This is a genomic window from Arsukibacterium perlucidum DSM 18276 (assembly GCF_000382165.1).
In the GTDB taxonomy this organism is placed as follows: Bacteria; Pseudomonadota; Gammaproteobacteria; order Enterobacterales; family Alteromonadaceae; genus Alishewanella; species Alishewanella perlucidum.
This window is the reverse complement of record NZ_KB907734.1, coordinates 1-13,027: the sequence shown is the minus strand read 5'-3', so window position 1 is coordinate 13,027 and position 13,027 is coordinate 1. Positions and strand designations below refer to the sequence as shown.

Here is a 13,027-nt window from a genome sequence, read left to right as displayed (position 1 = left end):
GCAACTAATTGGAGCCGCTATGCGAATTTTACTAAGTAATGATGACGGGGTTTATGCCAAAGGCATTCAGGTATTGCAGCAGGCGCTATGCCAGATAGCCGAAGTGACTACCGTAGGCCCGGACCGGAATTGCAGCGGTGCCAGCAACTCGTTAACTTTACTTAACCCGCTGCGCACCCAAACTCTCGACAATGGTTTTGTGGCGGTGAATGGCACGCCAACCGATTGTGTGCATCTGGCGATCAGTCAGTTGCTGGATTTTACTCCTGATTTAGTGGTCGCCGGGATTAACCATGGTGCCAATCTTGGTGATGACGTGTTGTATTCAGGTACCGTTGCTGCGGCCACAGAAGGCCGCCACCTGGGGTTGCCGGCTATTGCGGTATCGCTGGCAGGTCGGGACGAAGCCCATTTTGCTACGGCGGCGCATGTCACTGTGGAAGTGATTAAAAAGCTGAAGTCGCATCCGCTGCCTGCTGATCAGATTTTAAATATTAATGTGCCTGCTATTGCCCTGTCTGAGTTAAAAGGCATTATGGTTACCCGGCTTGGCCGGCGCCATAAGGCAGAAACCATGAGCAGCGATACTGATCCCTGGGGCCGGAAAATATACTGGTATGGCTCGTTAGGGCCAGAGCTGGACGCCGGAGAAGGCACCGATTTTTATGCGGTAACCAATGGTTATGCCTCTATCACGCCGTTGCATGTGGATATGTCGGCTTATAAAAGTATGGATACACTGAAACAATGGTTAGCGGGGATCAGGTTGTAATTATGGCAGTAGCAACAGCCCGCAGTGCAGCGGTATTAGCACAAAAATTGCGAAGTGAAGGTATCAGTGACGACGCAGTATTGCAGGCGGTGTCACAGGTGCCGCGCCACCTGTTTGTTGAAGCAGTACTGGCGCACAAAGCATATGAAAATACCGCTTTGCCAATTGGTCAGGGCCAGACGATTTCACAACCTTACATAGTGGCGCGGATGACCCAGTTATTGCTGCAGGACAAAGCGCCGGGCAAGCTGCTGGAAATTGGCACCGGCTCGGGCTATCAGACTGCTATTCTGGCGCACTTGTTTAGTCACGTCTGCTCGGTAGAACGGATTAAAGCGCTGCAGTTTCAGGCCAAGCGCCGGCTGCAACAGCTCGATTTACACAATGTCTCGATGAAGCACGGCGATGGCTGGCTGGGCTGGCCCAGTAAAGCGCCTTTTGACAGTATTATAGTGACTGCTGCGCCGACTGAAGTGCCGGCAGCCTTGCTGCAACAGTTAACGGATGGTGGCCGGCTGGTTATTCCGGTGGGTGCAAAAGAGCAGGTGCTGCGGGTATATCAGCGTAATGCCGACTCGTTCAGCAGTAAGGATATCGAGGCAGTACGCTTTGTGCCGCTGGTGCCGGGTGAGTTAGCTTAACAAACATGTAGTATGAGGCTGTAATAACGGATTATGAAAAATTATTTTCAATGGATAATTAAAGGCTTAGCAATGGGCGCCGCTGATGTGGTGCCCGGGGTGTCAGGTGGTACGCTGGCATTTATTCTGGGGATTTACGAGCGGCTGCTGGCTGCTATCAGTTCGATAGATACCGCAGCAGTTAAATTGCTGCTTAAAGGCCGTTTCAGCGCCTTGTGGCAGCACATTGATGGCACTTTCTTACTTTGTTTGTTCAGCGGTATTTTGCTAAGTATATTCTCCCTGGCTAATGTGATCAGCTACCTGCTGGAACACCGGCCAGTGCCATTATGGGCATTTTTTAATGGTCTGATCTTAGCGTCGTTACCGGTACTGCTGCGCAGTGTCAGCTGGTCCGCGGCACGGCTGTTATTATTAGTGCTTGGCATAGTGTTTGCTGTGGCCGTTGGCATGCTGGCGCCGGTGCAACTGCAACCAGCACCCTATATGTTCTTTCTGGCCGGTGCCATCGCGATTTGCGCGATGATTCTGCCCGGCATTTCCGGTAGTTTTATTTTACTGATCCTGGGCATGTACGCACCCATTATGCTGGCGGTGACTGAGTTGCGGTTCACGACTCTGGCGTTGGTGGCAGCAGGCTGTCTGGTTGGCTTGCTCAGTTTTTCAAGATTACTTAACTGGTTACTAAAGCACTTTCACGATGCCACTCTGGCGCTGCTGACCGGAGTGGTTATTGGCGCACTGTATCGGATCTGGCCCTGGCAGCATAACCAGCAAGTGCTTAGCCCGTGGCAATATCAGCAGCTGGTAGCTAACCACGATTTGCTGCCGGCGATTATGGCCGTTATTGCCGGTATTCTGGTAATCACTTTACTGTTAAATTTAGAACGACTGTTTAATACTGCCGAAAACGGCGCCAGATGAGGAATAGCTTATTAACCGGATAATTGGCTTGTGGCTGATGGTAACCCTGCCTGTTGTGCTGTTGAGCGGGCTCAGTGGTTGCGCCTCAAGCTCCGGGCCTGCGCCGGTTACTACGCTGGAGCTTAGAGAGAACCCTTACCGGGAACGTAACCGTGGCAGTCTTGCCGCCAAACAATATGTCGTGCAACGCGGCGACACTTTATACTCAATTGCTTTTCGGGCCGGGTTGGATGTGCGCACTTTGGCCAGTCGTAATAATATCAGCAGCCCTTATATCATTTACCCCGGCCAGATTTTGCAACTTACCGCTGCCGGAGCAACTCAGGTAGCCAGTAAAGCAAGCCGGCCTGCGACAAAGACTGCCAGTGCAGTTCCGGCAAAACCCGCTACACCGGTGCAGACTGGTCGGGCAACTGATAAATCAAACCAAGCAAAATCAAATAGTTCAGCAAAACCCGCTAAACCTGTTGCGTCGTCAAATCAAACACGTTATGTTCAGACACAACCTGTTAAAAACAGTAAAAAAACCGCGGATAATACCTCAGTTGGAAACAAGGTGCAATGGCGCTGGCCAGTAAAAGGTAAAATAGTTTCGCGTTTTTCTACCCTGGAACATGGTAACAAAGGGGTGGATATTGCAGGACAGGAAGGTAGCAGAATAAATGCCGCCGCAGACGGCCTGGTGGTTTATGCCGGCAGCGCCCTACGCGGTTATGGTAACCTGATAATTATAAAACATAACGATGATTACTTAAGCGCTTATGCGCACAACAAACGTATATTAGTAGCAGAACGGCAGCAGGTTAAGATGGGCCAGCAAATTGCTGAAATGGGTAGTACCGATGCAACTGATAGCAGGTTGCATTTTGAAATCCGTTTCAGGGGCAAATCGGTTGACCCCTTACGATACTTACCGTAATAAAAAGATACTATAACAAAGTAATACTATGACAAAGAGACTAACCATTGAGGTTAGCATTAGCACACAAGCACGAAGGCAGGAAGGTAGCTTAGTCAGGCCCGAACCCGGCAGACGTGGGAGAAAGGATATGGGACTTAAACGTGATGAAGTTGTAGAGTCAGATGTAGAGTTAAAAGATGATGAGTTGGCAGATGAAGTCGCTACGCTGGACGATGATATGGAGCCCGATGTAGCAGAGTTAGCCGGCGAAGAAGCAATAGCCGATGAAGTATTCGCCAAGGATGATAGTCAGAAATCGATGGATGCCACCCAAATTTATCTGGGTGAAATTGGTTTTTCTCCACTGTTAAGTGCCGAAGAAGAAGTCTATTTTTCAAGATTATCGCTCAAAGGCGATGCCGCTGCCCGCAAGAGAATGATTGAAAGTAACCTGCGGTTAGTTGTTAAAATTGCCCGGCGTTACATTAATCGTGGTTTAGCCTTACTGGATTTAATAGAAGAGGGCAACCTTGGCCTGATCCGGGCCGTTGAAAAGTTTGATCCTGAGCGCGGTTTCCGGTTTTCAACCTATGCTACCTGGTGGATCCGCCAAACCATTGAACGTGCCATTATGAATCAAACCAGAACTATTCGGTTGCCCATTCATGTGGTGAAAGAACTGAATATATACTTGCGTGCCGCCCGTGAATTATCACAAAAACTCGATCATGAGCCCACCCCGGAAGAAATCGCTGCCGCACTCGACAGGCCAGTAGCAGAAGTGCGCAAAATGTTGAAGTTAAATGAAAAAATAACTTCGGTAGATATGCCGGTTGCCGGTGCCTCTGAAAAGCAGTTGCTTGACGTGATTGCTGATGAAAAAGAACAGGGGCCGGAAGGTGAGCTGCAGGACGAAGATATCCGGCAGCATCTGGTGTTGTGGCTGGACGAACTCAATCCTAAACAACGTGAAGTCCTGGCCCGCCGTTTTGGTTTGCTGGGTTATGAGCTTTCTACCCTGGAAGATGTTGGCCATGAAATTGGCTTAACCCGGGAACGGGTAAGGCAGATTCAGGTTGAAGCCCTGCGCCGCTTAAAAGAAATTGTTACCCATCAGGGCTTAAATATAGAAACCCTGTTTCAGGATTAACCGCCGCTATCAGTAGCAGAACGGGCGCCCGGGCGCCCGTTTTTATTGGCTGAATTATCATAATAAGCAAACACCTGGCTTATCGTGGTCCCTGTTGGTCGCAACCATGGCTGCTGCTGGTTGCATCTTTTACGCCAGCCGCTTAGCTTATCTTTATTAGTATCTGATAATGAAATAGGGTTTTCTGATGTCTTTATTTAAAATTACGGCGCTGGCTGCAGCAATAGGGTTGTGTTCTGCGGTCAGTCAGGCTGTGCCGGTTTTTCCGGAAAGTGACTATAATCAGGCCGTGGCATCAGTAGAACAAATACTGGGTTATCCACTGGCTAGCCGGATCTCTGAACCTGCAGCAATAAAACAATATTTTGAGCAATTGGCCCACGCTCACCCAAGCCGGATTAAACTGGTACCTTATGCAAAAAGCTGGCAGGGCCGGCCACTGTTTTACGTGGTTATTGGTAGCGAGCACAATATTAAACAGCTGCCTGATATTCAGCAGCAGATGCAACAACTGGCAAACCCACAAAACCTGAATGAACGCCAGGCAGAGCAACTAATCAGTAAGCTGCCAGCCAGTGTCTGGATAGCTAATTCGCTGCATGGCAATGAAATCAGCCCGGCAGAGTCATCGATGGCGCTGGCTTATCATTTGCTGGCCGACCAAAGCCCGCAAACCGCAAAGTTACTTGAAAACACCCTGGTATATATTGACCCGCTGCAAAATCCGGATGGCCATCACCGTTTTGTCAGCCGCTACTATGCGACGGTGGGCTTAGCCCATTCAGCTGACAGGCTATCGGCCGAGCATAACGAACCCTGGCCTAACGGCCGCACTAATCACTACCTGTTTGATATGAACCGTGACTGGATTTCATTAACCCAGCCGGAAACCCGCGGCCGGGTCAAAGCCTTGCAGCAGGTATACCCACTGGTGTTTGTCGACTCGCATGAAATGGGCGGCGATATGGGCTATTACTTCAGCCCGGAAGCCGAGCCTTACAATCCGCATATTCAGGCAAACCAGCGCCAGAGCCTGCAGTCGCTTGGTGAAAATAACGCCCGTTGGTTTGATAAATTTGGCTATGACTATTTTACCCGGGAAATTTTTGATGCCTTTTATCCGGGGTACGGTGCCAGCTGGCCACTGTATCAGGGCAGTATTGCTATGACCTATGAGATGGCTTCAGCCCGGGGCCATCAGTATCGCAAGGCAGACGGTGATATTCTGACCTTCGCCGATGGCGTACAGCGCAATTTTGTGGCCTTTATGGCGACTATTGAAACCGCCAGCCAGCGTGGGCCTGAGCTACTACGCAACTTTTATCAGTATCGTCAGGATGCTATTAAACAGGGCAATAGCGGAGCGGTGCGCAGCTATATTTTTCCAGCTGAGCGCGATAGCGCCGGCCATACCAAATTAAGTGCCATTCTGACCGAGCACGGTATAACGGTGGGTAAAACTACTGAGGCGTTTAAAGCCTGTGGTGAAAGTTATCAGGCCGGTAGTTATGTGATTAACACCAACCAGCCAACTTACCATTTAATCCGTACTTTGCTGGACGATACTGTGCCGATGGATAAGGCGTTTATTGCCAAACAGGAGCAGCGCCGCGCTAACAATCTGCCGGATCAGATCTACGATGTAACCGCCTGGTCACTGCCACTGATGTATAACCTGCCTGTGGTGAGTTGCAACCGGGCCGTTACTGCGGCAACCAGCACTGTTAGCAGCGAGCGAATTCTGGCCGGTAGCGTGACCAACCCTGAACCCGGCTTCGGTTATATTGTGCCCTGGGGTGATATGGCGGCGGCCCGCTTTGCCAGTGCAGCGCTGCAGCAGGGTTTAAAGCTGAAAAGCAGTGATCTACCCTTTACCCATCAGAATGGCAAGCAGTATCCGGCCGGTAGTCTGATCATCAGTAAAGCCGATAACAGCCCGCAATTGCCTGAGCAGATGCAGCAGCTGGCAGCAACAAGCGGCGCAACGGTGACGGGTATAGACAGCAGCTGGGTAACCGATGGCCCTAACTTCGGCTCTTTTAACGTGAAAACCCTGCATAAGCCTAATATTGCCATGCTGTGGGATGAACCCAGTAACCCACTCAGCGCCGGCAGTGCCCGCTTTGTGCTGGAGCGCAATTTAAATTATCCGGTTACCGCAATCCGGCCGGCGCAGCTGCGGGGTGCTGACTTAAGCCACTATCAGGTGTTAGTGGTGCCAGCCAGCAGCCGTGGCAGTTATCAGCAAGCGCTGGGCAGCACTGGCCTGGCCAACTTACGAAGCTTTGTTGAACGCGGCGGGGTGCTGGTGGCTCTTGGCAATGCCACTGATTTATTGCTGGCGGGCGATGAGCCACTGCTTAGCAGTAAACGTGAGTACAAAGTACGCGAGGGTGAAGCGAAAAAAGCGGAAAGTGAAACAAAAGTTGCCGGCAGCGTGATTAAAACACCCGAGGAATATCAGCAGTGGCTGGTGCCGGAAAAAGCCGACCCGGACTGGGTGCCCGGCTTTATCGCCAGTGCCAGGGTAGACCAGCAGCACTGGCTGACTGCCGGCGTGCCAGAAACGGTTAACAGCCTCTATGTTGGTAATCAGGTATATCAGCCACTGAACATTGCTGCTGGCCGCAACGTTGTCAGCTTTGCCCCGGCAGAACAGCTGCTGGCAGGCGGCTTCGTCTGGGATGAAAACCGCCAGCAAATTGCCCATAAGCCATTGGTAATGGTGCAGGCAGTTGGCAGAGGTCAGGTGATTAGCTTTACCCAGGAGCCAAACTTCCGCGCCTATGTCGATGGCATGCACTTGCTGTATATTAATGCGATATTCCGCGGTGCTGCCCACGCCAGCCCGCTACGTTAACTGCTCGCTTTTGCAGGGGCGCATTATTGCGCCCGTTATTACGCCGGGTATGACGCTCCTGGTGTGGACAAATGTACAGGCTTATTCAGCTACGAATTTGCTGAATAGCTACCGTAACGGCGCCGGCAATTAACCCCCAGAATGCTGAAGCCAGCCCGAAAAAGCTGGCGCCGGAAGCGGTAACCAGTAAGGTAATCACTGCCGCGTCGCGGTATTTGACATCGCTGGTGGTAGTGGCCAGGTTAGCGGCAATAGTGCTGATCAGTGCCAGCCCCGCCAGCGCTGCCACCATTTCTTTGGGGAAGGCGGCAAACAGCGCGACTACAGTGGCGCCCGCTAAGCCAGCCAGCAGATAAAATACTCCGGCAGCAATACCGGCAATATAGCGCTTTTGTGGCTGTGGGTGTGCTTCAGTGCCAGTGCAGATTGCCGCAGTAATCGCTGCCAGATTTATCGAAAATGCGCCAAAGGGCGCTAATAACAGGGTGCTAAGCGCGGTGCTGCTGATAAGCGGCGAGACCGGCGTCTGATAGCCACTGGCCCTGAGCACCGCCACCCCCGGGATATTCTGCGAGGCCATGGTCACCAGCAACAAAGGTAAACCGACCCCGATTAACGCACTTAACGAAAACTCCGGGGTGACCCACACCGGCTGGGCCAGACTAAGAGTTACTTCTGATAAATCCAGGCTGCCGCTGCTAATGACGATGAGAATGCCGCTTAGCATCACCAGCAAAATAGCATAGCGTGGCCAGAACACCTTAGCGAATAAATACACCAGACACATGCTGCCTACTAACAGCCACTGGCTTTGCATTGAGCTGAAAACAGCAAAACCAAACTGCAGTAAAATACCGGCCAGCATGGCACTGGCCAGTGGCAAAGGAATGAGTTTGGTAAGTTTTTCAAACCAGCCGCTGATGCCGATAAGCAGCCCCAGCGCTGCGGTGAAAATAAACACACCGGTAGCCTGTTCAATACTCAGCCCCTGCAAACTGGTGGCCAGTAATGCTGCACCCGGGGTGGACCAGGCAGTGATCACCGGTGCCTTGTAATACCACGAGAGGCCAATACAGGTAGCGGCCATGCCGATGCCTAGCGCTAACAGCCAGGACGCCATGATCTCATTACTGGCGCCGGCTGCGCTGGCGGCCTGAAACACAATAGCCACTGAGCTGGCAAAGCCGACCAATACTGCAACAAAACCGGCTACGACTGCCGATAAACTTAAATCCTTTAATATCATTCAGCTTCCTTCGCGTCCCGGCTAAGTTGGTACAGTAAATCCAGGGCCTGGCGGGCACTGAGCTCATCCGGGTTAATGGCCGCCAGCTGGCGCAGCAGTGGGTGCCCGGCTGGCAGCAGCATTAATTGTTGCTGCTCGGCTTCGTGCTGACGCTGGGCTTTAGCCGGATTTGGCTCGGTTGTTACCGTTAACTGGGCCCGGCCTTGTTGCTCTAACTGGCTAAGCTTTTGTTTAGCCTGGTTGATTACCGCCTTGGGTACCCCGGCCAGCTGGGCAACTTGCAGGCCAAAGCTTTTGCTGGCGGCACCGTCCTGCACATGGTGCATAAACACAATTTCATCGCCATGCTCTACCGCATCTAGGTGAACATTAACTACACCATCCAGCGTATTGGCCAGTTCAGTCAGTTCAAAATAATGGGTAGCAAATAAAGTCAGCGCTTTAATTCGGGTCGCCAGATAATCAGCACAGGCCCAGGCCAGGCTTAAACCATCATAGGTGCTGGTGCCGCGGCCAATTTCATCCATCAGCACCAGGCTATGCGCCGTGGCATGATGCAAAATGGTCGCGGTTTCGCTCATTTCCACCATAAAGGTTGAACGGCCGGAGGCTAAATCATCTGAGGCGCCAATCCGGGTGAAAATCCGGTCTATTGGCCCCAGTGTCGCACTACTGGCCGGCACAAAGCAGCCGATATAGGCCAGCAGCGCAATTAATGCCGTCTGGCGCATATAGGTTGATTTACCGCCCATATTGGGGCCGGTAACCATCAGCATTCGCCGGCTGGCATTAAGGTGTAGTGGGTTGGCAATAAAGGGCTCGCTTAATACCTGTTCCACAACCGGATGGCGGGCTTGCTCCAGTTCAATACCCGGCTCACTGCGTAACCGCGGCCGGCAATAATTCAGGCTGCTGGCCCGCTCGGCAAAGGTGCACAGCACATCCAGTTCGGCCAGCGCCTGCGCCAGTTGCTGTAACTGGCTTAAATAAGGGCTTACCAGCTCGAATAATTGCTCGTACAGCTGCTTTTCCAGCGCCAGCGCCTGGCTTTGGCTACCCAGCACCTTGTCTTCGTATTCCTTTAGCTCGGGAATAATATAGCGCTCATTATTCTTCAGGGTCTGGCGGCGCACATATTCCGGCGGTACTTTAGTGTCGGCACTGCGACCTGTTTCAATGTAGTAGCCATGTACCCGGTTAAAGCCGACTTTCAGTGAGGCAATACCGGTACGCTCGCGTTCACGCAGCTCAAGCTCCAGTAAATAATCGGTGGCGCCGGTGGCCAGTGCCCGCCAGTGATCCAGCTCGCTGTTGTAGCCGGCGGCAATCACGCCGCCGTCGCGGATTAACACCGGCGGCGCCTCGACAATGGCCTCGGTAAGCAATTGCTGCAGTTCTGGCAGTGGTTGGCTGTCGCGGCCAATCCGCTGCAACAAGCTGGTGTTGGCAAAGCTTAAGTCTTGTTGTAATGCCGGCAGCTGGGCCAGCGCCTGACGCAGCCTGGCAAAATCACGCGGCCTTGCACTGCGCAGGGCCAGCCGGGCAATAACCCGTTCAATATCGCCGATATTTTTTAAGGCCGGCTGTAAACTTTCAACATCATCAGTCAGCTCGTTAACCGTATCCAGCCGGGCGTTGACGTCGCGTTGGTTACGCAACGGCGCATGGATCCAGCGCTTTAATAAACGTGAGCCCATCGCCGTCTGGTTGCGATCGAGCACCGAGGCCAGGGTATTGTCATAGCCGCCGCTAAGGTTTTGGGTCAGTTCTAAATTGCGCCGGGTGGCGGCATCGAGCACGATATAGTCTTCGGCCCGCTCCAGCGCGATGGCCCGGATATGCGGCAGGCTGGCGCGCTGGGTATCTTTAACATATTGCATCAGACAGCCAGCGGCCATTAGTGCCACAGGTGCCTCGTCGACGCCAAAACTGATTAAATCTTTAGTGCCGAATTGCTGGCATAACAACCGTTTAGCGGTAGCCAGTTCAAATTCCCATTCCGGCCGGCGGCGGGCACCTTTGCGTGTCTGACAAAGCTCCGGGTTGCTGAATAGTTCAGGATAAAGGATTTCTGCCGGATTAAGCCGTTGCAGCAACGCTACTAAGTCACTGCTATTAGCAACCTGATTGATTAAAAACCGGCCGGCACTTAAATCCAGCTGGGCCAGACCAAACTGGCCGCGCTGCTGGTAAATGGCACAGAGTAAATTATCCTGCCGCTCGTTTAACAACGCTTCGTCGGTAACAGTGCCCGGGGTAACAATCCGCACGACTTTGCGTTCAACCGGGCCTTTGCTGGTAGCCGGGTCACCGATTTGCTCGCAAATGGCTGCTGACTCGCCCAGTTGGACTAACCGGGCCAGATAGCCTTCAACGGCATGGTAGGGTACCCCGGCCATCGGAATGGGCTGGCCGGCACTCTGGCCGCGTTTGGTCAGCGAAATATCCAGCAGGGCAGCGGCTTTTTTGGCGTCATCAAAAAACAACTCGTAAAAATCACCCATCCGGTAAAACAGCAGAATGGCTGGATGTTCACTTTTCAGTGCCAAATACTGCTGCATCATCGGGGTGTGACTGCTTAGGGCTTGCTCCGGTTTCTGGTCTGACGGCATAATGTAACTCTGAATTCCCTGTTGGATTGGCTATGGTACTTGCAACCGAAACTCAGCAGCTGGCTGCAGAGCTTGGCGCGTTATTATCACGGAAAAAATGGTTTGTCACCACTGCTGAATCCTGCACCGGCGGCGGCATTGCTTACTATTTGACCGCCATTGCTGGTAGCTCCGCTTATCTGGATCGCAGTTTTGTTACCTACAGCAACAAAGCAAAACAGCAGCTACTGGGGGTGCGCAGTGCCACTTTATTACAATTTGGCGCGGTAAGCGATGAAACGGTTAAAGAAATGGCTGTCGGAGCCGCCACTGCGGCCAATGCCCAGCTAGCCATTGCCGTATCAGGTGTCGCCGGGCCGGGTGGTGGCTCGGCAGCTAAACCGGTAGGCACCGTCTGGTTTAGTTTCTGGCTGAATGGCCAGCTTAGCAGCCAGTTACAACAGTTTAATGGCGACCGCGAGCAGGTGCGCCAGCAGGCGATAGATTTTGCCCTGCAGCACAGCATCTTATTATTGACAGCCTTGCCAAACTAGACTACTGTACGAGCATACAGTGTTTATGCAAGCCGAATTTTCTGGAGTGAACAATGGACGACAATAAACAAAAAGCCCTGGGTGCCGCCCTTACCCAAATCGAACGTCAGTTTGGTAAAGGTTCTATTATGCGCCTCGGCGACAGTACGGCGCTGGATATTGCCTCAGTTTCTACCGGCTCGCTGGGCCTGGATATTGCTCTTGGTATAGGCGGCTTGCCTTATGGCCGGATTGTTGAGATTTACGGACCTGAGTCATCAGGTAAAACGACTTTAACCCTGCAGGTAATTGCCGAAGCGCAAAAAGCTGGTAAAACCTGTGCTTTTATTGATGCCGAGCACGCGCTGGACCCGGTATATGCCAAAAAGCTGGGCGTAAAAGTGGAAGACTTATTGGTGTCGCAACCGGATACCGGTGAGCAGGCACTGGAAATTTGTGACATGCTGGTGCGCTCTGCAGCGGTAGATGTAGTGGTAGTCGATTCGGTAGCCGCGCTAACCCCTAAAGCGGAAATTGAAGGTGACATGGGCGACAGCCATATGGGCTTACAGGCCCGTTTAATGTCGCAGGCACTGCGTAAGCTTACCGGTAATATTAAGCGCTCAAACACCTTATGTATTTTCATCAACCAAATCCGGATGAAAATCGGTGTAATGTTTGGTAACCCGGAAACCACCACTGGTGGTAACGCGCTGAAATTCTATGCCTCAGTGCGGTTAGATATCCGCCGGATTGGTTCGGTAAAAGAAGGTGATGAAATTACTGGTAACGAAACCCGGGTAAAAGTAGTGAAAAATAAAGTGGCACCGCCGTTTAAGCAGGCCGAATTTATTATTCAGTATGGTGCCGGTATTAATAAAAACGGCGAACTGATTGACCTGGGTGTGGCGCAGGGGCTGGTAGATAAATCAGGTGCCTGGTATGCCTATCAGGGCAATAAGATTGGCCAGGGTAAGGCTAATGCCATGAAGTTTTTGACCGATAACCCGGCCATTGCTGATGAAATTGAGAAAGAGTTGCGCACCCGCTTATTACTAAAGCCGGGTGAAAAGCCGATTGAAGAGGCGATTCCGGCCGAGTTTGAAGCCGACTTGTAATACTTTTATACAAGAAAAAAGCCAGCATTTTTGCTTAATGCCGATCAGATAAGAGTTTTTCAGATCGGTTGACCGATCCAAGGGCTGGTATATAAAGGCTTACAGAATAAACCCTGTAGGCCTTTTTTATGCACATTAGCCAAGCTCTTGAGACCGTTTTAGTAAACAGCCATACCATTAGTTTCGACAGTCTGTCGGATGTTCTAGACCCTGCACTTATTGAGACAGGACTTGGTATTGCAGGCGTATCAACCATCCGGACCCGTCGGCTGCCTATGGAGCAAATGGTAT

Annotated in this window: 11 protein-coding genes; 9 read left to right on the top strand and 2 right to left on the bottom strand. The window is 51.9% G+C overall.

The features are described from left to right. Nucleotides 1–19: 19 nt before the first annotated feature. From surE to H141_RS0117540, 6 genes are all read left to right on the top strand, one after another. On the top strand, nt 20–772 hold the full coding sequence (surE, locus tag H141_RS0117570) for a 5'/3'-nucleotidase SurE (protein WP_019677602.1): 753 nt from the start codon (nt 20–22) through the stop codon (nt 770–772). Between the two features lie 2 nt (nt 773–774). After that, nucleotides 775–1,413, top strand: a complete 639-nt coding sequence (locus tag H141_RS0117565) for a protein-L-isoaspartate(D-aspartate) O-methyltransferase (protein ID WP_019677601.1) — start codon at nt 775–777, stop codon at nt 1,411–1,413. A gap of 33 nt (nt 1,414–1,446) precedes the next feature. Then, complete coding sequence (locus H141_RS0117560) at nt 1,447–2,337, top strand: DUF368 domain-containing protein (protein WP_019677600.1); 891 nt, start codon at nt 1,447–1,449, stop codon at nt 2,335–2,337. Nucleotides 2,338–2,374: 37 nt separating this feature from the next. Continuing rightward, the gene (locus H141_RS0117555) at nt 2,375–3,256 is read left to right on the top strand and encodes a peptidoglycan DD-metalloendopeptidase family protein (protein ID WP_019677599.1); all 882 of its coding nucleotides are present in this window, start codon (nt 2,375–2,377) and stop codon (nt 3,254–3,256) included. 130 nt (nt 3,257–3,386) lie between these two features. Continuing rightward, nucleotides 3,387–4,388 carry an RNA polymerase sigma factor RpoS gene (gene rpoS / locus H141_RS0117550; protein ID WP_019677598.1) on the top strand — a complete coding sequence of 334 codons (1,002 nt, stop codon included), beginning with the start codon at nt 3,387–3,389 and terminating at the stop codon, nt 4,386–4,388. Nucleotides 4,389–4,575: 187 nt separating this feature from the next. Beyond that, nucleotides 4,576–7,248, top strand: a complete 2,673-nt coding sequence (locus tag H141_RS0117540) for a M14 family metallopeptidase (RefSeq protein WP_019677596.1) — start codon at nt 4,576–4,578, stop codon at nt 7,246–7,248. Nucleotides 7,249–7,333: 85 nt separating this feature from the next. Here H141_RS0117540 and H141_RS0117535 read toward each other — a convergent pair whose 3' ends face one another. Continuing rightward, on the bottom strand, nt 7,334–8,494 hold the full coding sequence (locus H141_RS0117535; RefSeq protein WP_019677595.1) for a benzoate/H(+) symporter BenE family transporter: 1,161 nt from the start codon (nt 8,492–8,494) through the stop codon (nt 7,334–7,336). Next, on the bottom strand, nt 8,491–11,106 hold the full coding sequence (gene mutS, locus H141_RS0117530) for a DNA mismatch repair protein MutS (RefSeq protein ID WP_019677594.1): 2,616 nt from the start codon (nt 11,104–11,106) through the stop codon (nt 8,491–8,493). The genes H141_RS0117535 and mutS overlap by 4 nt, the downstream gene beginning before the upstream one ends. Before the next feature lie 32 nt (nt 11,107–11,138). On the opposite strand from mutS, the gene H141_RS0117525 reads away from it, so the two are divergent. The 3 genes from H141_RS0117525 to H141_RS21255 form a co-directional block, all read left to right on the top strand. Next, the gene (locus H141_RS0117525) at nt 11,139–11,639 is read left to right on the top strand and encodes a CinA family protein (protein ID WP_019677593.1); all 501 of its coding nucleotides are present in this window, start codon (nt 11,139–11,141) and stop codon (nt 11,637–11,639) included. A 53-nt stretch (nt 11,640–11,692) separates the two neighbouring features. Then, on the top strand, nt 11,693–12,736 hold the full coding sequence (gene recA / locus H141_RS0117520; protein ID WP_019677592.1) for a recombinase RecA: 1,044 nt from the start codon (nt 11,693–11,695) through the stop codon (nt 12,734–12,736). A gap of 128 nt (nt 12,737–12,864) precedes the next feature. After that, nucleotides 12,865–13,027, top strand: a 163-nt coding sequence (locus H141_RS21255; protein WP_019677591.1) for a transposase domain-containing protein, incomplete at its 3' end; no start/stop codon positions are given.

Bases quoted from the DNA above. Each gene is read 5' to 3' on its own strand.
- H141_RS0117535 (WP_019677595.1), bottom strand. From the start codon at position 8,494: ATGATATTAAAGGATTTAAGTTTATCGGCAGTCGTAGCCGGTTTTGTT.
- H141_RS0117555 (WP_019677599.1), top strand. From the start codon at position 2,375: ATGGTAACCCTGCCTGTTGTGCTGTTGAGCGGGCTCAGTGGTTGCGCC.
- H141_RS0117525 (WP_019677593.1), top strand. From the start codon at position 11,139: ATGGTACTTGCAACCGAAACTCAGCAGCTGGCTGCAGAGCTTGGCGCG.
- H141_RS0117565 (WP_019677601.1), top strand. From the start codon at position 775: ATGGCAGTAGCAACAGCCCGCAGTGCAGCGGTATTAGCACAAAAATTG.
- rpoS (WP_019677598.1), top strand. From the start codon at position 3,387: ATGGGACTTAAACGTGATGAAGTTGTAGAGTCAGATGTAGAGTTAAAA.
- H141_RS0117540 (WP_019677596.1), top strand. From the start codon at position 4,576: ATGTCTTTATTTAAAATTACGGCGCTGGCTGCAGCAATAGGGTTGTGT.
- H141_RS0117560 (WP_019677600.1), top strand. From the start codon at position 1,447: ATGAAAAATTATTTTCAATGGATAATTAAAGGCTTAGCAATGGGCGCC.
- recA (WP_019677592.1), top strand. From the start codon at position 11,693: ATGGACGACAATAAACAAAAAGCCCTGGGTGCCGCCCTTACCCAAATC.
- surE (WP_019677602.1), top strand. From the start codon at position 20: ATGCGAATTTTACTAAGTAATGATGACGGGGTTTATGCCAAAGGCATT.
- mutS (WP_019677594.1), bottom strand. From the start codon at position 11,106: ATGCCGTCAGACCAGAAACCGGAGCAAGCCCTAAGCAGTCACACCCCG.